Here is an 18,788-nt window from a genome sequence, read left to right as displayed (position 1 = left end):
GTCGCTTCTTTGCCTACTTTCTTGGCGAGACAAGAAAGTAGGTCGCCTCCCCGCAGGGGAGGTGAAACTGCAGTTGCTTTTGACCTTGAAGTTAAGCAGTTAAAGCTGATTTTGCAGTTGCAGCCAGCATCTCAACCTACGCCCGCCTGAAAAACGCACTAACCACCAACCCCGTCGCCGGCGGCGGCCGATTCGCCAACATCAACCTACCGCCATTTCGCTGCAAGATCCGATTAACGATCGACATCCCCAGCCCGGCGCCCTTGGCTTCGCTGCGTGCGCCATCGAGCCGGTAGAAGGGCCGGGTCAGCAAGGGCAATTGCGCTTCCGGCACGCCGCTGCCATGGTCGGCCACGGTCAGCACGGCTTCCTTATCTTCGATGCGGGTGCTGATCTCGACCACGGCTACGCCGTTGTCTTCGTCCTTGGCGTAGCGGCGGGCGTTTTCGACCAGGTTGTCCAGGATCCGCTGGACTTCCATGCGGTTGGCCACGGCCATTACGGGGTCGCCGGCGCGGACATGGACGCGTACGTCGTCGTGCGCGCCATAGACGCCGACGGCGTCTTGCACGAGTGCGGACAGGTCGACGGGTTCGACCGTCTCCAGCGCGGGGCGGGCGTAGTTGAGGAACTGGCCGATGATGGCGTCCATCTGTTCGATATCGGCGATCATGGCTTCGCGCGTGGTGTTATCCACGGGGGACATCTCGGTTTCCAGCCGCAGGCGCGTCAGCGGCGTGCGCAGGTCGTGCGAGATGCCGGCCAGCATGACGACGCGGTCGTCGTCGAGCTGGCGCAGGTCGCGCACCATCTGGTTGAAGCTGTGGTTGGCCTGCGCCACTTCGCTGGCGCCGTGCTCAGGCAGGGTGGGCGGGTCGCCGCCGCCGCCGATGGCGCGTGCCGCGTTGGCCAGCCGCTTGAGCGGGTGGTTGACCAGCGACGTGATAAAGGCTGCGCCGATGATCGACAGCAATAGCGCGGCGATGCTCCACCAGAGCCACTGGATGCCGGGCACGCGCTCGAACCGTTCGGGGCTGATCGCTACCCAGTAATCGTCGCCCTCGATCTCGAAACTCACCCATACGCCGGGAATGTCGTTCACGGTGGTGGCGATCACGGTCCCTTCGCCGAGCCGGCTGCGAATCTCCTGCTGCACCAGCTGGGTCAGGAAGGGGTTCGTGGTGGGCACGGAGAAATCGTCGTCTTTCTCGCGCGGGTAGACCTTGATGCCCTCGTTTTGCACCAGGTCGAGCAGCAGGAAACGCCGCCGCGCGGGATCGGAATAGAGCAGGGCGGCGCGCGTGAGCTTGACCACGCTGACCACTTGCATGGCGATCTGCTGGGCGCGCGGTGCGCGTTCGAAGAGCCGATAGCTCTGGAACCAGATACCCAGCGAGATCGCCAGCAATAGGGCGATCAGCATGAAGGTTCGCCAGAACAGCGAACCGAACAGGCGCGTAGCCGTGCGGCTGATGACAGTCGCCACGATGCGCGGCGCCTTACTTCACGCCATCGGGGATGAAGACGTAGCCCAGACCCCAGACCGTCTGGATGAAACGTGGGTTGCCCGGATCAGGCTCGATCAGCTTGCGCAGGCGTGAGATCTGCACGTCCAGGCTGCGGTCGAATACCTCGTACTCGCGGCCGCGCGCCATTTCCATGAGCTTCTCGCGCGACAGCGGCTGGCGCGGATGCCGGGCGAAGACCTTGAGCACCGAGAATTCGCCGGTGGTCAGGGTGATCTCCTCATCATTTTTGGTCAGCGTGCGTGTAGCGAGATTCAGCACGAAATCGCCGAAGGCGAAGGTTTCCGGGGTTTCGGAGGGCGCGCCGGGGACTTCGGCGGGGCCCTTGCGGCGCAGCACGGCGTGGATCCGCGCGATCAGTTCGCGCGGGTTGAAGGGCTTCGGCAGGTAGTCGTCGGCGCCCATTTCGAGGCCGACGATGCGGTCGACGTCCTCGCCCTTGGCGGTGAGCATGATGATGGGCGTCTGGTCGTTGGCGCCGCGCAGGCGCCGGCAGATCGACAGGCCGTCTTCACCGGGCATCATCAGGTCGAGCACTAGCAGGTCGAAACGCTCGCGCAACCAGAGCTTGTTCATCGCGGTGGCGTTCTCAGCTACCAGTACGGTGAAGCCCTGTTCGCCAAGGTAGCGGCGCAGCAGGTCGCGCAGACGGGGGTCGTCGTCTACGACGAGAATCTTGTGACTGGTATTTTCCATGGCGGTATCTTAGCGACAAACGCTTTCGGTCAAAATGGCTTAACAAAAGGTTACATACTTTACCCCGAGGTATGAAGGCGCGCATCCACCCTGCGTTTAAACTGCCGCATACCGTTTCCGTAGCCAGTCCCGCGGGGATTTCGTGGGCGTCCGCCGTGTAGTTCACTGCCATGACGTGGCGAGGCGGGGCTACTGGATGTCCGGCTTCCGGCGGTCCTGTAACCACCGTTTCCGAAGCCCAAACCGCCATTATCAATGAAAGTCACCCGCAAGCGCGCCGGGCGTACCCTTTCCCGCGCCGGCGCGACTGTTGCGCTGTTGCTTGCCGCTAGTGCGGGATACCCGCAATCGCCCGGCATGGCGCATTTGTTTCCGGGCGCTGGCAAGCCAGCAGCTCGCGAGGCCGCCCCGCGCAACGAGCGCGAGCACTACAGCAAGGACGAGGCGCGAGCGCGCGCCGGAAAGTACCGCGCCGAGCGCGACATGAACGAGCGCCTGCCCCACGCATTCCCGAACGACAAGCTCTCGCCAGACGAGCGGCGCAAGCTGCGCCAGAACCTGTACGAGCTCGGGCGGGAGATGTACCAGGGCGGCTAGGGGCCAGGCACGCACACATGCGTGCAGCTTGACACGATGCGCGGCAAGCGCGTATCGGCGTCCGTCCTACTTCAGCCCCATAGCCTCACAGCCGCATAGCCTCACAGCCGCATAGCCTCATGGCAGGCCGGCGTGCGGCACTTCGACTTCCGTCATCAGGATATGGCCCAGGCGCGAAGCGCGCCGCTGCGCCTCGTCGAAGTTCGGCGCGGCGGCCAGGAACAACGTGGTGCCGCGCGGGCCACCCAGCGCGGCTGCGAAGATGCCCGTCCCGCAGGCAATCTCCTCATCGATGCGCCCGCCCGGCATTACCCGCAATACGCGATTGCCGATGGCGTCAGCCACCCAGAGCGCACCTTGCGCATCTTGGGCGCACCCGTCCGGCGCCACCTTCGCGCCGCCCAGCACCTGGCCGAGATCCGATCCAGTGGGCTGGCTGCCGAAGAGGGCCCAGTCACGGCGCGGGCCCAGCGAGCCATCCACGTGCAGATCGAAGGCCGAGATGCGATTGCCCAGGGTCTCGCCCACCACCAGGGACTTGCCGTCCGGCGTGATGACCGAGCCGTTGGGGAAGAACAGGCCATCGGCCACCACGGTCACCGAGCCGTCCGGGTCGACCCGCGCCAGGTTCGCGGTGCGCAGCGGGGCGCCGGCCATCAGGTCGAAACCGAAATTGCCCACATAGGCGCGGCCGTGCTGGTCCACCACCATGTCGTTGACGTGCCCGCTAGCCACGCTGGACAGGTCGGCATGTACCACGAGGCTGCCGTCCGGCTCGCGGCGCAGCAGCTTGCGGTCGCGCATGGAGACGATCAGCAGGCGCCCGTCCGGCAGCCATCCCATGCCGGATGGCTGCTGCGGCACTTCGGCGATCTGTTCGACGGCGCCATCCAGGCTCACCGCCATCACGCGATGGGTATAGAAATCCGACAGCCAGAGCCGGCCGTCGTGCCAGCGCAGTCCTTCCAGAAAGGTGTGCCCCTCGGTCAGGACCGATAGTTCGCGGTGCGCCATGCAGTGTCTCCGTTGTGATCTTTCGATCTTGTGATTGGTGTGCCTACATCCAATACGATTTGTGCCGGGACCGCAAGCGCGCCGCGGTGGGGGTCAGGCGCGGGGCTGGAAATGCCGCAGGAAGTCGACGAAGACCTCGGCCGCGAGCTGGGCGTCGTCGGCCGTGATGGTTTCCAGCGGGTTGTGGCTGATGCCGCCGTTGCCGCAGCGCACGAACAGCATCGCCACGTCGGTCATGCGCTGCATCATCATGGCGTCGTGGCCGGCGCCCGAGGGCAGTTCGAACGCGTCCAGCCCGCGCTTCTTGAGCACCGCGCCGAACTGGTCCATCAGCCAGCGCGCGCAGGGCGCGTTGTTGACCGGCGTCACCCGTTCCACGCCGGCGCTGAGGCCGCGACGCTCGGCGATGGCCTGGATGCCGGTCACGATGTCGGCAATGGCGGCTTCGCGGATGCTGTCTTCGCCGGCACGGATGTCCATCGAGAACACGCATTCGGCGGGGATGACGTTGCTCGACCCGTTGGGCACCTGCAACTGGCCCACCGTGCCAACCAGCGTAGGCACCTGCCCGCAGCGCCGCTCCACCAGCAACACCATCTCGGCCGCCGCCGCGGCGGCGTCCTTGCGCAGGGTCATGGGCGTGGTGCCAGCGTGGCTGGCCAGGCCCTCGACGCGCACCTGGAAGCGGCTGCTGCCGGCAATCTGGGTGACCACGCCGAGCGGCAGGCCGTGGTGCAGCAGGACCGGGCCTTGCTCGATATGGACTTCGACAAAGCCATGCAGCGTCGCGGGGTCCACCGCCGCGGCGCGCAGTGCATCGACGCCGCCCGCGCCCGGCAGGCCAGAGGCGGCCAGGGCTTCGCGCAGCGTCACGCCGTCGGTGTCCGCACGATCCAGCAGGGCCGGGTCGAAGCGGCCGGCCAGCACGCTGCTGGCCAGGAAGCTGGTCTTGAAGCGCAGGCCTTCTTCCTCGGCAAAGCCCACGACCTCGAAGTGATAGGGCAGGCGGATGCCGGCCGCGTTGAGCGCCCCAACCACCGCCACGGGCAGCAGGATGCCAAGCCGGCCGTCATAGCGCCCGCCGTTGCGCACGGTGTCGAAGTGCGAGCCGGTCATCAGCACGCGCGCGCCGTCGCCCGCGGCAGGATCGGCGGCGTAGCGGCCGATCACGTTGCCGATGGCGTCGATGCGGACCTGCATGCCCGCCGCCTCCATCCACGCCGCCAACTGGGCCTGCGCGGCGCGGTGGGCCGGGGTCAGGTAGGCGCAGGTCAGGCCGCCTTCCATATCCGAGAAGCGGGCCAGCGCCGCGGCCTGGTCGAGAATGGTCTGGCCTAACGGGAGGAGGGGGGAGGCGATTTGGGTCATGGCAGCTCGGGTGGCTCAGGCCGTGAAGGCCGTGAAGGCAGGTAGCGGTGCAAAAGGCAGGACGTGGCGTTCAGCGGTTGCGCATCCACGTTTTCCACGCGATCCACAGCTTGCGCATGGGCGTGAGCGAGATGCGCTGGTTCAGTACCTGGAACTCGCTCGCCTCCAGCTCGTCTAGCAGCGTCTGGTAGATCGCGCCCATGACCAGTCCGGCGCGCTGGGCGCGCCGATCGGCAGCGGGCAGCAGCGCCAGCGCCTCGCGGTACAGCGTGCGGGCCTGCTCGGCCTGGTAGCGCATCAGCGTGACGAAGCGATCGGAGTGCGTGGCCTGATTGATCTCGGAGACCGGCACCTGGAAGCGCTGCAGCGTGTTGACCGGCAGGTAGATCCTGCCGCGCCGGGCATCCTCGCCCACATCGCGCAGGATATTGACCATTTGCAGCGACAAGCCCATCTTTTCGGCGTACTCGAGCGTGCGCGGATCCGTGTGGCCGAGGATGCGGGCGCTCATGGTGCCGACCACGCCGGCCACGCAATGGCAATAGCGCGTGAGCGCGATGTCATCCAGGTAGCGCGACTGGTTGAGATCCATTTCCATGCCTTCGAGCACTTCGTTGAACATCGGCTGGGTCAGCCCATAGGCTTGCATGTGCGGCTGCAGCGCCTTGGTCACGGGATGGGTCGGCGCGCCGTTGAACATCTGGGCGAGCTCGTTGCGCCACCAGGCCAGCTTTTGATAGGCCACGCTGGCGTCTTGCGTGTCGTCCACGACATCGTCGACCTCCCGGCACCAGGCATAGAGGGCGGTAATGGCCTGCCGCCGCTCGGGCGCCAGGAACAGGAAGCTGTAATAGAAGCTGGAGCCGCTCTGCGCGGCTTTCTCTTGGCAATACTGATCGGGCGTCACGCCAGGCTCGGGTCGGTGAAATGGGGGGGCTATGGGGGGCTTTATGCCTGCGCTGTCGCCGCGGCAACCTGGCCGGCGCGCGGTGGCCGGTGTGGCGAGATGGCGCGATGCGCTGGCCAGGGGGGCCTGCGCCAAGAGCCGCGATTTCCAGTCGTCAAGCCATTCCACGGCGGGTGGCAAGGCAGCGCGGGCGACGCGCGGGATTGTAACATCGCGCTCCCGGCCGCAACGGCCGCGGGCGAGAGCGCCGCCGTGCACTTCGGCCTGCGCGGATATCCAGCGCTGCGGCATTTGGCCGCGCCCGGCGCGATTCCTGCGTCCGACTTGGGACCCAGGGTGGGCGGCTTGTTTGAAAAGTGCGTTTCCGGTATCCCCCTCCGCGCGCCATTTGACGCTTTCGGCTTCACGCCGTTACATTACTGACCGGCGAGTTATTAATCGCCGCCACGCCGCGCCGTGCCTGCCGCAGTGCAAACCGTGCCACCGATCTAACGCTTAACTCATGCCAGTGCCTCATCCCGGGCCGGAAGTTGTGGCCATAGAAGTGCCTTTTTCAACGCTTTTCAGCGCGAACGCGTTCGCGGCCGGCTTGCGCATGCGCGGTCGCGGCGCGTTGGTGACCCTGCTGCTGCTCGCCGGGGTGGCGCTGGCGGGTTGCAGCCGTCAGGCAGAAAAGGCGCCAGAGATCCGCCCGGTGCGCCTGATGCAGTTACAACCGGGCGCAGGCAAGACGGAGTTCGAGTTCTCGGGCGATGTGCGGCCCCGGATCGAGTCGCGGCTAGGCTTTCGCGTGGGCGGCAAGATCGCCGCGCGCCTGGTCGACGTGGGCGCCACCGTGCGCAAGGGCCAGCCGCTTGCCCGCCTCGACCCCACCGACCTCGGCCTGGCGGAAGCCGGTTCGCGGGCCCAGTACGACGCGGCCAAGACCGACCGAGACCTCGCCGAGGCCGATCTGAAGCGCTACAACGAGCTGTTCGCCAAGAAGTTCATCAGCGCGGCCGAGCAGCAACGCCGCCAGGCCACCTTTGACTCCGCCGCCTCCCGCCTGCGCCAGGCCGAGGCGGGGCTGCGCAACCAATCCAACCAGACCGGCTACGGCGTGCTGACCGCCGACGCCGATGGCGTGGTGACCCTGATCGAAGCCGAAGTCGGCCAGGTCGTGGCGGCCGGCCAGTCGGTCGTGCGGGTGGCGCAAACCGCGGAGAAGGAGGTCGCGGTTGGCCTGCCGGAGGATCAGGTCGAGCGCCTGCGCGGCATCTCCGACGTCACCGTGCGCACCTGGGCCGAGCCCGGCCGGCCGCTGCCGGGCCGCGTGCGCGAGATTTCGCCAATGGCCGACCCGGTAACGCGCACTTACGCGGCGCGCATCAGCGTGCCCAATCCACCGGCCGACTTCAAGTTTGGCATGACCGCCGTGGTCACCTTCACCCGTACCGGCGACGATGCCACGCTGCGTGTGCCGCTCTCCGCGCTGCTGCAAAAGCAGGGCAGCAACCAGGTCTGGGTGTATGACGCGGCAGCCGGCACCGTGCAGCCGGTCAACGTCACGCTGGGCGAGCTCCAGGGTAACGAGATCCAGGTCAGGCAAGGGTTGTCGCCCGGCCAGACCATCGTCACCGCGGGCGTGCACCTGCTCAAGCCCGGCCAGAAGGTCAAGCCGCTGCAGGCGGTGGCGCCCACGCCGGCCGTGCGCAACTAAGGCGCCGGCATGGATCATTCCCGTTTCAACCTGTCCCGCTGGGCCCTGGAGCACCAGCCGCTGACCCGTTACCTGCTGGTGGTGCTGTTGCTGGGCGGGCTTTTTGCCTTCTTCCAGCTCGGTCAGGACGAAGACCCGCCCTTTACCTTCCGTGTGATGGTGGTGCAGGCATTCTGGCCCGGCGCCACCGCCGAGCAGATCGCGGTGCAGGTCACCGACAAGATCGAGCGCCAGCTGCAGGAAGTGCCCTACGCCGACAAGATCCGCAGCTTCTCCAAGCCCGGCGAGACCACGGTGATCTTCCAGCTCAAGGACACCGCGCCGGCCAAGGACACCGCGCAGATCTGGTACACCGTGCGCAAGAAGGTCGGCGACATCGCGCAGACGCTGCCGCCGGGCGTGCGCGGGCCGTTCTTCAATGACGAATTCGGCGACGTGTATGGCTCCATCTACGCGCTCTCGGCCGACGGCTTCAACTACAAAGAGTTGCGCGAGTACGCCGACCTGGTGCGCCAGCAGCTGCTGCGCGTGCCGTCCGTCGCCAAGGTGTCGCTGATCGGGTTGCAGGACGAGAAGGTCTACATCGAATTCAACCAGGCGCGCTTTGCCCAGCTCGGGCTGGACATCAACGCGATCGCCGACCAGATATCGCAGCAAAACAGCATGACCGCCAGCGGCGTGCTGGTGACGCCGGGCGACAACCTGCAGGTGCGCTTGTCGGGCCAGTTCGCCAACGTGGCCGACCTGGAAAACCTGGTGCTGCGCGGCCCGAACGGCATCGCCAATATCCGCCTGGGCGATATCGCCCATGTGTACCGCGGCTATGTCGATCCGCCTGCCAGCAAGATGCGCTTCCAGGGCAAGGAGGTGATCGGGCTGGGCATCTCGATGGAGCGCGGCGGCGACATCATCGCCATGGGCAAGAACCTGCGTGCTGCGATGGACGGCTTGCGCGGGCAACTGCCCGTCGGCATCGAGCTGGATCAGGTGCAAAACCAGCCGGAGGCCGTGGAGCGGTCGGTGGGCGAGTTCGTGCACGTGCTGATCGAGGCCGTGGTGATCGTGCTAGGCGTGAGCTTTGTCTCGCTCGGGCTGCATACCAAGCCGCTGCGCATCGACGTGCGCCCGGGCCTGGTGGTGGCGCTGACCATTCCGCTGGTGCTCGCCGTCACGTTCCTGTTCATGAATATCTTCGGCATCGGCCTGCACAAGATATCGCTCGGGGCGCTGATCGTGGCGCTGGGGCTGCTGGTCGACGACGCCATCATCGCCGTGGAGATGATGGTGCGCAAGCTGGAGGAGGGCTTCTCCAAGATGGAAGCCGCCACCTTCGCCTACACCTCCACCGCCATGCCGATGCTGACCGGCACGCTGATCACCGCCGCCGGCTTCCTGCCGGTGGGGCTGGCGCGCTCCACCGTGGGCGAGTACACCTTCGCCATTTTCGCCGTGACCGCGATGGCGCTGGTGCTGTCGTGGCTGGCCGCGGTCTACTTCACGCCCTACCTGGGCTACCTGCTGCTCAAGGCACGCCCCGCCGGCGAGGGCGAGCAGCACGAGGTGTTCGATACGCCGTTCTACAACCGATTTCGCCGCCTGGTGCACTGGTGCGTGACGTGGCGCAAGACGGTGATCGTCATCACGCTGGTGGCCTTTGGCCTCGGCCTCTACGCCTTCAAGTTTGTGGAGAAGCAGTTCTTCCCGGACTCGAGCCGGCCGGAGCTGATGGTGGAGCTGTGGCTGCCGGAGGGCACCAGCTTTGCGCAGACCGAGGCCGAGGCCAGGCGCTTCGAGGCCGCGCTGCGCGGGGACCGCGAGATTGCCAGCCTGACCACCTTCGTCGGCAGCGGCGCGCCGCGCTTCTACCTGCCGCTGGACCAGATCTTCCCGCAGACCAATGTGGCGCAGGTGATCGTGATGCCGGCCGAAGTCGCGCTGCGCGACCGGGTGCGCCAACGCGTGGTGGACCTGCTGGCGCGCGATTTCCCGCAATTGCGCGGCCGCGTCAAGCTGCTGCCGAATGGCCCGCCCGTGCCCTATCCGGTGCAGTTCCGCGTGATCGGGCCGCAGGCCGCTGGCGTGCGCAAGCTGGCTGACGAGGTCAGGGCGGTGATGAGCGCCAACCCCAACACCGTGGGGGTCAACGACAACTGGAACGAGAGCGTCAAGGTGCTGCGCCTGGACATCGACCAGGACCGCGCGCGCGCGCTCGGCGTCAGCACCACCGCGATTGCGCGGGTGACCCAGACGGTGCTGACCGGCGTGGCGGTGGGCCAATACCGCGATGGCGACAAGCTGATCGATATCCTGATGCGCGCGCCACGCAACGAGCGCGACGCCATGTCCGACCTGCAGAACGTGCAAGTGCCCACCGCCAGCGGCCGCGTGGTGCCGCTGACCCAGGTCGCGCGCATCGCTTTTCGCTCCGAGCCGGGCGTGATCTGGCGCGAGAACCGCGACTTTGGCGTGACCGTGCAGGCCGACGTGGTCGAAGGCATCCAGGGCCCCACCGTGACGGCGCAGATCAATCCCAAGCTGGACAAGCTGCGCGCGCAGCTGCCGGCGGGCTACCGCATTACGGTGGCCGGGGCGGAAGAAGAAAGCGGCAAGGCCGGCGCGTCGATCGCCGCGCAGCTGCCGCTGTGCATCTTCCTGATCTTCACGCTGCTGATGCTGCAGCTGCACAGCTTCTCGCGCTCGCTGATGGTGTTCCTGACCGGGCCGCTTGGCCTGATCGGCGCCGCCGCCACGCTGCTGCTGCTCAACGCACCGATGGGCTTTGTCGCGCAGCTTGGCATCACCGCGCTGCTAGGCATGATCATCCGCAACTCGGTGATCCTGGTCGACCAGATCGAGCAGGACATCCGTGCCGGCGAGCCGGTGTGGGATGCCATCGTCGAATCCGCCGTGCGGCGCTGCCGACCTATCATCCTGACCGCGGCAGCGGCCGTGCTGGCCATGATCCCGCTGTCGCGCTCCGTGTTCTGGGGGCCGATGGCGGTCGCCATCATGGGCGGGCTGGTGATCGCGACGGCGTTGACGCTGCTGTTCCTGCCGGCGCTGTATGCGGCCTGGTTCCGGGTCAAGGCGCCGGAGCCGGGCGGGGCGGTGCTGGCACGCTGAGCGCGCGCCCGGGCGTGCTCTGGCGGCAGAACTGCCAAGCGCGCTCCCTATCTCACATCGACTCGAAGCTGACGTCCTGGGCGCCTTCCCACAGCACCTTGGTGCCCAGCGCGCGCAGGTTCTCCTTGCCTTGCACGATCGTCAGGAAATGGTTGCCCGCCAGCTGGCCCATCTTGCTGGCAAAGCAGCAGCTGCCATACGCCAGGATGATCTCGGTCTCGCTGTAGCCGCCGGGGTAGAACAGGATGTCGCCGACCGAGGGGTGGCTGGTGTGGTTCTCGAAATCCACGCCCAGCTTGAACTCGCCCAGCGGGATCCAGCAGCCTTCGCCGCTCCAGCGCACATGGATCAGCTTTTGGCGGTAGGGCAGCAGCTTGGTGAAGGCCGCCACGGTGAGGGGGGCGTCGGGATGGGTTTCGGCGACGAACTGGTAGCCGCCGGCGGTAATGCGGATCTGGGCCATTCAGGCTCTCCTGGGGAAATCGGGGTGATCGTTCAGCTTAGCGCGGCGACCAGCTTTTCGGCAAATGCAATCAGGCTGCGGTCGCTGCCGGCCGGGCCCATCAGCGAGATGCCTAGCGGTGCGCCCGCGCGGCCGGCCAGCGGCAGGCTCAGGTGCGGGAAGCCGGACAGCGGCGCCAGGCACAGCGTTTGCGCCGACAGGTTGCGGTAGGTCTCAAGTTCCTCGCCGGCAGCGTCGGACAGCGGGGCGATGTCGGGCATGGTCGGCAGGATCAGGACGGCGTCGTTGCCAAGCAGCGCCGCCAGATGCGCGGTAAAGGCGCGGCGAATCGCGCTGGAGGCTTCGAGGCGGGCTTCGGTGACGCCCTTGGAGAATGCAAAGCGCGCGGCCACGTCGGGTCCGAGTTGCAGGCCGTATTGCTCGATCATGGCGCCGTCGGTCTGCCAGGCTTCCCAGCCCTGCACATAGCGGAAGGCCCACCAGATGTCTTCCAGCGGGCGGTCCGCCACCGTGACGGGTGTGGCCTTGCCGAAGGCGGCCTCGATGCCGCCGACCACCGGCAGCAGCGCGTCCAGCGCGGGGGCGGTGGGCATGCGGAACAGGTCTTCGGCCAGCAGCAGGCGCGGGCCGGCGGGCAGGGGCCGGGGGTCGCTGCCAAGCAGCACGTCGGCCACGCGGGCGAAGGTGCCGATGTCGCGCGCGAAGAAGCCGCAGGTATCAAAGCTGTCGCACAGCGCCAGGGTTTGCGCCAGCGAGATCCGGCCAAAGGTGGGGCGGATGCCGAACAGCCCGCAGTGGCTGGCCGGCGCGCGCACCGAGCCGCCGGTGTCGGTGCCGAGCGCAAAGTCGCAGAGCTTGTTGGACACCGCCGAGGCCGAGCCGGAGGACGAGCCGCCCGTGATGCGCCCCGGCGCCGCGCCGTTCACCGGCGCGCCATAGTGGGCATTCTTGCCGTTCATCGAGAACGCCAGCTCATCCGTATGGGTCTTGCCGACGAAGGCCGCGCCGGCATCCAGCAGCCGCTGCACGGTGGGCGCGGTGGTGGACTTGATGCCCGACATGGCCAGCACATGGGGATTGCCGCCGCCAGTTGGGTAGCCGGCTACGTCGAACAGGTCCTTGGCGGCGAAGGTCAGGCCGGCGAGGGGGCCGCTGGCCGCATTGGCGACGGGTGCGTCAGGGTAGGGGAGGAAGGCGTGGGAGGGATGGCTGGCCAGGGTCATGGATGCGGGTAGCGGTGAAAGTGAGGGCTAGGGTAGCAATCAGTAAAGGCGATATTGGCACGGAACGCACGGCATACACGGCATACACGGCATGCGCCGGCATGCCGTACCGTTGCGGCGGGTTGACAGAGCTTACGCCAGGGCCTCGGCACGGGCGACAGGCTCACTGGCCAGCACGCAGCTCACGCTATGCCCGCCACCCAGCGCGGTCGCCCGCGGCACCGCCTCCAGGCATTGCGCGCGCGCGTGCGGGCAGCGCGGGGCAAAGCTGCAGCCCGGCGGCAGGGCCGACAGATCGGGTGGCGAGCCGGCGATGGTCTGCAGCCGCTGGCCGCGGTCCATGCCGTGCTGGCGGCTTTGCAGCAGCGCCATCGTATAGGGATGGCGCGCGGCGCGCAGGATGGTGCGGATCGGGCCTTCCTCGACGATGCGCCCGCCGTACATCACGGCGACGCGGTCGGCGATTTCCACGGCCGCGCCGATGTCATGGGTGACGAACACGATCGACAGGCCAAGCTCGCGTTGCAGCTCGCGCAGCAGGATCAGCACCTGGATCTGCACGGTGGCGTCCAGCGCGGTGGTCGGCTCGTCGGCCAGCAGGACCTTGGGGTTGGCCGACAGCGCCAGCGCGATCATGGCGCGCTGGCGCATGCCGCCGGACATCTCGTGCGGATAGGCTGCCAGGCGCCGCTCCGGGCTGGGAATGCGCACGGACGCCAGCGCGCTCAGCGCGCGCTGGCGCGCTTCGGCCGCGGACACGCTGGCGTGGGTGCGGATGCATTCGATGATCTGCTGGCCGATCGTGTAGACCGGGTCCAGCGCCAGCAATGGTTCCTGGAACACCATCGCTACCTTGCCGCCGCGCAGCCGGGCGAGGCCACGGCCATCGAGGGCGGTGACGTCGGTGCCGTCGATGCGGATCTCGCCTTCCATGCGGGTGCGGCGCGGCGGGTGCAGGCGCATCAGCGCGCGCAGCGTCACGCTTTTGCCGGAGCCGGATTCGCCGATCAGGGCGAGCGTCTCGCCAGGCGCCACCGCAAGCGACACGCCGCTGACGGCGCGAATGGTCTTGCCGCCGCCGGAGAAGGTCACGCGCAGGTCGCGCACCGACACCATGGGGGCGGCTGCATGGGGTTCGGGGCTGTGGTTGGGTGCGGTCATGGGTACGTTCGAGGGTACGGTCACGGGTGCATTCACGGGTGCATTCACGATTTGGCCCTCAGGGTGCTGCAACGAGCGGGCTGGCGGCCGCGGGCATCTGCCGGCTGTGGCCGCCGTCCGCGTTCGCCATCAGGCAGGCCACCGGATGTCCCGCGAGCGCGTCGGACAACTGCGGCGCGCGGCGCGAGCAAACGTCCTGTGCCATGGCGCAGCGCGGATGGAAGCTGCAGCCGGATGGCGGGTTGATCGGGTTGGGCGGGTCTCCCGCCAGCGGCGCAACCTGGGTGCGGTGATCCGGGTCCATCGCCGGCATCGAGGCCAGCAGCGCACGCGTGTAGGGGTGCGCGGGGTTGGCGTAGAGCGTTTCGGTGTCGCCCACCTCCACGACCTTGCCCAGGTACATCACCATCACGCGGTCGCATAGGTAGCGGATCACGTTCAGGTCGTGGCTGATGAAGACGTAGGTAAGGTCGAACTCGGCCTTGAGGTCGAGCAGCAGGTTCAGCACCTGCGCCTCCACCGATTTGTCCAGCGCCGACACGGCTTCATCGAGGATCACCAGGCGCGGGCGCAGCACCAGCGCCCGCGCGATATTCACCCGCTGGCGCTGTCCGCCGGAGAGCTCGTGTGGATAGCGCCCGGCAAAGCGCGCCGGCTCCAGGCCCACGCGATCCAGCAGGGCACGCGCGCGCGCGCTGGCTTCGGCCGCGTCGATGCCGTGCACGCGCGCCGTAAAGGCGATGGATTCCTCGATGGTCAGGCGCGGATTGAGCGAGGAGTAGCTGTCCTGGAACACCATCTGCACCTGGCTGCGGTAGCGCTTCATCGGCAACTGCGCCGATCCCACGCCCAGCGCATCGAAAATCAGCTCGCCGCTGTTTTGCTCGATCAACTGCATCAGCAGCCGCGCGGTGGTGGACTTGCCGCAGCCGGATTCGCCGACCACGCCCAGCGTTTCGCCCTTTCTCACTTCGAAGCTGACGCCGTCGACGGCGCGGACTTCGCCACCGCTGCGCCAGGGTAGCTTCGACTTGAGCGGGAAGTGCTTGATCAGGTCGCGCGCGATCACCAGCGGTTGCGCGGGGCCGCCGACGTCGGTGTTGGCCAATGCATCGGGTATCGTGTCTTGCAAGGTTTCCATCATGGCATCAGTCCTTGATTTCCATCGCCGAGCGAATGCCATCGGCGAGCAGGTTGAAGGAGATCGAGGTCAGGAAGATCATGGCGCCGGGCAGGGCGGCAACCAGCGGCTGCGTATAGATCGCTGTGCGCAGCGTGTTGAGCATCAGGCCCCATTCCGGCTCGGGCGGCTTGACGCCGAGGCCGAGGAAGGACAGGCCAGAGGCCAGGATCATCGACACCGAGATCAGGCTGGTGGCGTAGACAAAGATCGGCCCCAGCACATTGTTGAGCACGTGGGCACGCACGATGGTCAGCGACGACGCGCCCGAGGCGCGCGCCGCATCGACGAACTCGCGATTGCGCACTTGCGTGGTCACGCTCTCCGCCACGCGCACGATCTGCGGCACGAACACGATGGTGAGCGACAACAGCGCATTGCCCACGCCTGCGCCCAGCGTGCCCGACAGCGCGATGGCCAGCAGCACCGAGGGGAAGGCGTACAGGATGTCGACCAGCCGCATGATCACGGTATTGGTCCAGCCGCCGGCATAGCCCGCGACGATGCCCAGCGCGCTGCCGATCACAAAGGCGATCAGCACCGGCGTGATGCCCATGAACAGCGACAGCCGCGCGCCCAGCATCAGGCGGGACAGCAAGTCGCGCCCCAGCTCGTCGGTGCCAAGCAGGTAGTGCTCAGTGCCGATCGGCTTGAGGCGCTTCATGATCGAGGCGGCGTACGGATCGGCCGGCATCAGCACGGGCGCGAAGATCGCCATCAGCACCAGCGCCAGCAGGATCAGCGCGGCCAGCATGGCCAGCTTGTTGCGCAGCAGGCGTTTGCCCACCGTGGCCCAGTAGCCGGGCGAGCGCTGCACGACGGGCACAAGGGCGGGCTTTTTCAGAGTCATTTCCATGGGGGCTCCCGGGTTTCCTTGATGGCGTCAGTTGCGCTGGATGCGCGGGTCGAACAAGGTCTGCAGCGCATCGACCAGCAGGTTCAGCAACACGAAGAACACGGCGAGCACAAGGATGGTCCCCTGCAGCAGCGGAAAATCGCGCTGGAAGATCGCTGAGTTGAGCAAGAAGCCCGTGCCAGGCCAGGAGAACACCGTCTCGATCAGGATCGAGCCGCCCAGCAGGTAGCCGAGCTGCAGGCCCATCACCGACAGCGCGGTGGGCGCCACGTTCTTCAGCACATGGCGGAACACCGCCACCTCCGACAAGCCGCGTGCCTTGAGGCCGACGATGAATTCGTTCGAGAGGATTTCAGCCACGAGCGCGCGGATGGTGCGCGCCACGATGCCCATCGGGATCACCGACATCGTCACCGCCGGCAGCACCATGTACTGGATATGCTCCCAGTTCCATGCCCAGTCGCTGGAGCCACCAGGGCCGGCGCCGGTGGCGGGCAGCCAGCCGAGGAACACGGAGAACACGATCACCAGCACCATGCCCAGCCAGTAGTGCGGCATGCTCACGCCGAAGACCGACAGGAAGGAGGCCGTGCGGTCCGCCGCGGAATCGCGGAAGTAGCCCGCCACGAAGCCGAACAGGCAGCCGAAGGTAAAGCCGATCAGCGTAGCCACCGCGGCCAGCCGGACCGAGTTGATCACCGCCGTCAGCACCTCGCTCATCACCGGGCGGTTGGTGGCGATGGAGGTGCCCAGGTCGCCGTGCAGCGCGCGGGTGAGCCAGTGCAGGAATTGCTCGAGGAAGGGCTTATCGAAGCCGTAGAGCGCGGTAAGCTGGCGGCGCAGGTCCTCGGAGGCGTCGGGCGGCAGCACCGACACCAGCGGGTCGCCTGGCGCGATATGGACCAGCGAGAAGCAGAGCAGGGCGACCCCGAGCAGGATGGGGATCGCGTAGACGATGCGGCGGAGCAGGTAGAGCATGTTCGTGGCCGGGAAGGAAGGCGAGCGTTGCCTGCCGTGGTTTCTCGGGGGAGCCCGGCCGATGCATGCCGGCCGGGCATCTTCTGGATTGCGCTGCGCGTGGCCGGCCCGGGACCGGCCACGCGCGCAGTTCGCTTAGTGCACGGCTTGGTGCTCGGCGTGCAGCACGGCTCAGTCCATCGACATGGTGGCGATGTCGATAAACCAGCTCTGCGGCTGCACCACGCCCTTGACCTTCCTGGAAATCGCGCGCGGGCCTACGTCATGCGCGATCAGCACGAAAGGCGCTTCTTCCACGATGCGGGCATGCAGCTTGGCCAGCGCCGTGTCGCGCGCCTTCTCGTCGAACGACGTGCGCGCCGTCTCGATCAGCTTGTCGAACTCCGCGTTGCCGAAGTAGCCCCAGTTGTTCGAGACCGGCGGCTGCGTCTTGGTGCTGACAAAACGGACCATGGCGAAGAACGGGTCCATCGCCGCGAAGCTCACGTTGATGGCGTTGGCGCCATGCGCGCTCGGGTCCTTGGCGCCGATGCGCCAGTTGGTAAACAGCGTGTTCCACTCGACCACGTCAAAGTCGACGTCGATGAAGCACGCCTTCAGGTTCTGCTGCACGTACTCGTTCATCGGCAGCGGCTGCATCTGGCCGGAGCCCGAGGCCGACACCTGCACCTTTACCTTCATCGGCTTGGCGGCCGAGTAGCCGGCCTCCTGCATCAGCTTGCGCGCGGCGTTGGCGTCGTACTTGATATCGAACGTGGGGTTGCCCCACCACGGGTTGCCCTTTTCGACGATGCCCTTGGATTCGGCCATGTAGCCGCCCAGCAAGGTCTTCAGGCCCTCGCGGTTCACGCACAGGTTGGCCGCCTGGCGCACGCGCTTGTCGAGCCAGGGAGATCCGGGCGCGAACGACAGCTGCCACGGCCACATATGCGGCTGGGCATTGGCGTAGACCTCAAAGCCACGGCTCTTGATCTGCGCCACGGCATCCGGTGCCGGCGCCTCGATCCAGTCGACCTGGCCCGACAGCAGCGCGGCGGTGCGGGCGTTGGCCTCGGGCATCGGCTGCATCACCACCTTGTCGATCTTGGGCAGGCGCTTCGCGTCCCAGTACTGCGCGTTCTTCACCATCTCCAGACGCTCGCGCGGCACGAAGCGGCTCATCTTGAAGGGGCCGGTGCCGGAAGCATCGGCGGCAAAGGCCACCCAGGCTTGCTTGGAGCGCTCGGCCGGATCGGTCACCGAGGCCGGCACGGCAGCCAGCTTCTTGTCCCACTGCGTGGGCGAGGCCATGAACAGGTTGCTCAGGTTAAAGGGCAGGAAGGAGTCTGGCTCCGACGTAGCCAGCTCCACCGTGAGGTCGTCGATCTTCCTGGCCGAGCGCAGCGTCGGCATGCGCGAGGCGGTCACGCCAACCTGGCTGGGATCGAACTGCTTGGCGGTCTTGTCGAGCACCTTGCCCACGTTCCACACCACGGCGTCGGCGTTGAACGGCGAGCCGTCGTGGAATTTCACGCCGGGGCGCAGCTTGAAAATCCACTTGGTCTTGTCCTTGGCATCGACCTTCCATTCCGTGGCCAGGTCGGCAATCAGCAGGCTGGGGCCGTTGGCCTTGGACAGGTCCCACTGGGTCAGCCCGTCGTACATCGGGATGCCGGTGAAGCGGTTGCCTTCGAAACCCTGGTCGGGCTGGCCCAGCGTGCGCGGGATGTCGGCGGCGGTCATGCCGATGCGCAGTACCTTCTCGGCCATCGCGGTGCCCGGCAAGGCGAGGATCGAGACGGCGGTGATCGCGGCAGCGGCGGCGATGGACTTCAGGCCGGGTTTTACGCTTCTTGCGGAGTCGGAAGAGAAAACGGTCACGGGCAAAGCTCCTGGGTGGGGGAAGGGGAGACGGGACCAGTTAAGCAAGTCATATGCCAGTGCCTATGCCACTGCCAGTGCCCCAGCCTTGTCCCGCTGGCGTTCCGGCCATGGCCTGTTTTTTGCTGACTTCCCCG

At 67.0% G+C, this 18,788-nt stretch carries 15 protein-coding genes; 3 read left to right on the top strand and 12 right to left on the bottom strand.

Annotated features, from left to right (window positions below):
• Window positions 1–136 precede the first annotated feature (136 nt).
• Window positions 137–1,486, bottom strand: coding sequence for a sensor histidine kinase (locus AC1Q7Q_RS27075; RefSeq protein ID WP_150990620.1), 1,350 nt, complete (start codon window positions 1,484–1,486; stop codon window positions 137–139).
• 13 nt (window positions 1,487–1,499) lie between these two features.
• Window positions 1,500–2,222, bottom strand: coding sequence for an osmolarity response regulator transcription factor OmpR (gene ompR / locus AC1Q7Q_RS27070; protein ID WP_006576352.1), 723 nt, complete (start codon window positions 2,220–2,222; stop codon window positions 1,500–1,502).
• 255 nt (window positions 2,223–2,477) lie between these two features.
• Here ompR and AC1Q7Q_RS27065 point away from each other — a divergent pair, with 255 nt between their 5' ends.
• Window positions 2,478–2,819 carry a hypothetical protein gene (locus AC1Q7Q_RS27065; protein WP_492370800.1) on the top strand — a complete coding sequence of 114 codons (342 nt, stop codon included), beginning with the start codon at window positions 2,478–2,480 and terminating at the stop codon, window positions 2,817–2,819.
• 117 nt (window positions 2,820–2,936) lie between these two features.
• On the opposite strand, the gene AC1Q7Q_RS27060 is transcribed toward AC1Q7Q_RS27065, so the two are convergent.
• The 3 genes from AC1Q7Q_RS27060 to hpnD form a co-directional block, all read right to left on the bottom strand.
• On the bottom strand, window positions 2,937–3,833 hold the full coding sequence (locus AC1Q7Q_RS27060; RefSeq protein WP_492370799.1) for an SMP-30/gluconolactonase/LRE family protein: 897 nt from the start codon (window positions 3,831–3,833) through the stop codon (window positions 2,937–2,939).
• 93 nt (window positions 3,834–3,926) lie between these two features.
• Window positions 3,927–5,201 carry a Zn-dependent hydrolase gene (locus tag AC1Q7Q_RS27055; RefSeq protein WP_492370798.1) on the bottom strand — a complete coding sequence of 425 codons (1,275 nt, stop codon included), beginning with the start codon at window positions 5,199–5,201 and terminating at the stop codon, window positions 3,927–3,929.
• Between the two features lie 70 nt (window positions 5,202–5,271).
• Window positions 5,272–6,108: a presqualene diphosphate synthase HpnD gene (hpnD, locus tag AC1Q7Q_RS27050; protein WP_492370797.1), complete on the bottom strand. Its 837-nt coding sequence runs from the start codon at window positions 6,106–6,108 to the stop codon at window positions 5,272–5,274.
• Between the two features lie 502 nt (window positions 6,109–6,610).
• Here hpnD and AC1Q7Q_RS27045 point away from each other — a divergent pair.
• The gene (locus tag AC1Q7Q_RS27045; RefSeq protein WP_492370796.1) at window positions 6,611–7,807 is read left to right on the top strand and encodes an efflux RND transporter periplasmic adaptor subunit; all 1,197 of its coding nucleotides are present in this window, start codon (window positions 6,611–6,613) and stop codon (window positions 7,805–7,807) included.
• Between the two features lie 9 nt (window positions 7,808–7,816).
• Entirely contained in the window at window positions 7,817–10,930 is a 3,114-nt protein-coding gene (locus AC1Q7Q_RS27040; RefSeq protein WP_492370795.1) for an efflux RND transporter permease subunit, read from the top strand.
• A 52-nt stretch (window positions 10,931–10,982) separates the two neighbouring features.
• Here the strand turns inward: AC1Q7Q_RS27040 and AC1Q7Q_RS27035 are convergent, their stop codons facing one another.
• The 7 genes from AC1Q7Q_RS27035 to AC1Q7Q_RS27005 form a co-directional block, all read right to left on the bottom strand.
• The gene (locus tag AC1Q7Q_RS27035) at window positions 10,983–11,393 is read right to left on the bottom strand and encodes a DUF3830 family protein (protein WP_492370794.1); all 411 of its coding nucleotides are present in this window, start codon (window positions 11,391–11,393) and stop codon (window positions 10,983–10,985) included.
• Window positions 11,394–11,425: 32 nt separating this feature from the next.
• Window positions 11,426–12,616: an amidase gene (locus AC1Q7Q_RS27030; RefSeq protein ID WP_492370793.1), complete on the bottom strand. Its 1,191-nt coding sequence runs from the start codon at window positions 12,614–12,616 to the stop codon at window positions 11,426–11,428.
• Between the two features lie 132 nt (window positions 12,617–12,748).
• A complete protein-coding gene (locus AC1Q7Q_RS27025) occupies window positions 12,749–13,777 on the bottom strand; it encodes an ABC transporter ATP-binding protein (protein ID WP_492370792.1) in 1,029 nt (342 codons plus the stop codon).
• A gap of 58 nt (window positions 13,778–13,835) precedes the next feature.
• Complete coding sequence (locus AC1Q7Q_RS27020; protein WP_492370810.1) at window positions 13,836–14,918, bottom strand: ABC transporter ATP-binding protein; 1,083 nt, start codon at window positions 14,916–14,918, stop codon at window positions 13,836–13,838.
• Between the two features lie 7 nt (window positions 14,919–14,925).
• Window positions 14,926–15,813, bottom strand: a complete 888-nt coding sequence (locus AC1Q7Q_RS27015) for an ABC transporter permease (RefSeq protein WP_150990600.1) — start codon at window positions 15,811–15,813, stop codon at window positions 14,926–14,928.
• 27 nt (window positions 15,814–15,840) lie between these two features.
• Window positions 15,841–16,791: an ABC transporter permease gene (locus AC1Q7Q_RS27010; RefSeq protein WP_492370791.1), complete on the bottom strand. Its 951-nt coding sequence runs from the start codon at window positions 16,789–16,791 to the stop codon at window positions 15,841–15,843.
• A gap of 171 nt (window positions 16,792–16,962) precedes the next feature.
• Complete coding sequence (locus AC1Q7Q_RS27005; protein WP_492370809.1) at window positions 16,963–18,540, bottom strand: ABC transporter substrate-binding protein; 1,578 nt, start codon at window positions 18,538–18,540, stop codon at window positions 16,963–16,965.
• Between the last annotated feature and the right edge of the window lie 248 nt (window positions 18,541–18,788).

The organism is Cupriavidus sp. GW823-FHT07A04, from assembly GCF_058794615.1.
Note: the sequence above shows the minus strand (reverse complement) of the source record. Positions and strands in the feature narration are given on the sequence as shown.

Coding starts and splice junctions, on each gene's coding strand:
- ompR (WP_006576352.1), bottom strand. CDS start 2,222: ATGGAAAATACCAGTCACAAGATTCTCGTCGTAGACGACGACCCCCGT.
- AC1Q7Q_RS27065 (WP_492370800.1), top strand. CDS start 2,478: ATGAAAGTCACCCGCAAGCGCGCCGGGCGTACCCTTTCCCGCGCCGGC.
- AC1Q7Q_RS27060 (WP_492370799.1), bottom strand. CDS start 3,833: ATGGCGCACCGCGAACTATCGGTCCTGACCGAGGGGCACACCTTTCTG.
- AC1Q7Q_RS27055 (WP_492370798.1), bottom strand. CDS start 5,201: ATGACCCAAATCGCCTCCCCCCTCCTCCCGTTAGGCCAGACCATTCTC.
- AC1Q7Q_RS27045 (WP_492370796.1), top strand. CDS start 6,611: ATGCCAGTGCCTCATCCCGGGCCGGAAGTTGTGGCCATAGAAGTGCCT.
- AC1Q7Q_RS27040 (WP_492370795.1), top strand. CDS start 7,817: ATGGATCATTCCCGTTTCAACCTGTCCCGCTGGGCCCTGGAGCACCAG.
- AC1Q7Q_RS27035 (WP_492370794.1), bottom strand. CDS start 11,393: ATGGCCCAGATCCGCATTACCGCCGGCGGCTACCAGTTCGTCGCCGAA.
- AC1Q7Q_RS27030 (WP_492370793.1), bottom strand. CDS start 12,616: ATGACCCTGGCCAGCCATCCCTCCCACGCCTTCCTCCCCTACCCTGAC.
- AC1Q7Q_RS27025 (WP_492370792.1), bottom strand. CDS start 13,777: ATGACCGCACCCAACCACAGCCCCGAACCCCATGCAGCCGCCCCCATG.
- AC1Q7Q_RS27020 (WP_492370810.1), bottom strand. CDS start 14,918: ATGGAAACCTTGCAAGACACGATACCCGATGCATTGGCCAACACCGAC.
- AC1Q7Q_RS27015 (WP_150990600.1), bottom strand. CDS start 15,813: ATGGAAATGACTCTGAAAAAGCCCGCCCTTGTGCCCGTCGTGCAGCGC.
- AC1Q7Q_RS27010 (WP_492370791.1), bottom strand. CDS start 16,791: ATGCTCTACCTGCTCCGCCGCATCGTCTACGCGATCCCCATCCTGCTC.
- AC1Q7Q_RS27005 (WP_492370809.1), bottom strand. CDS start 18,540: ATGGCCGAGAAGGTACTGCGCATCGGCATGACCGCCGCCGACATCCCG.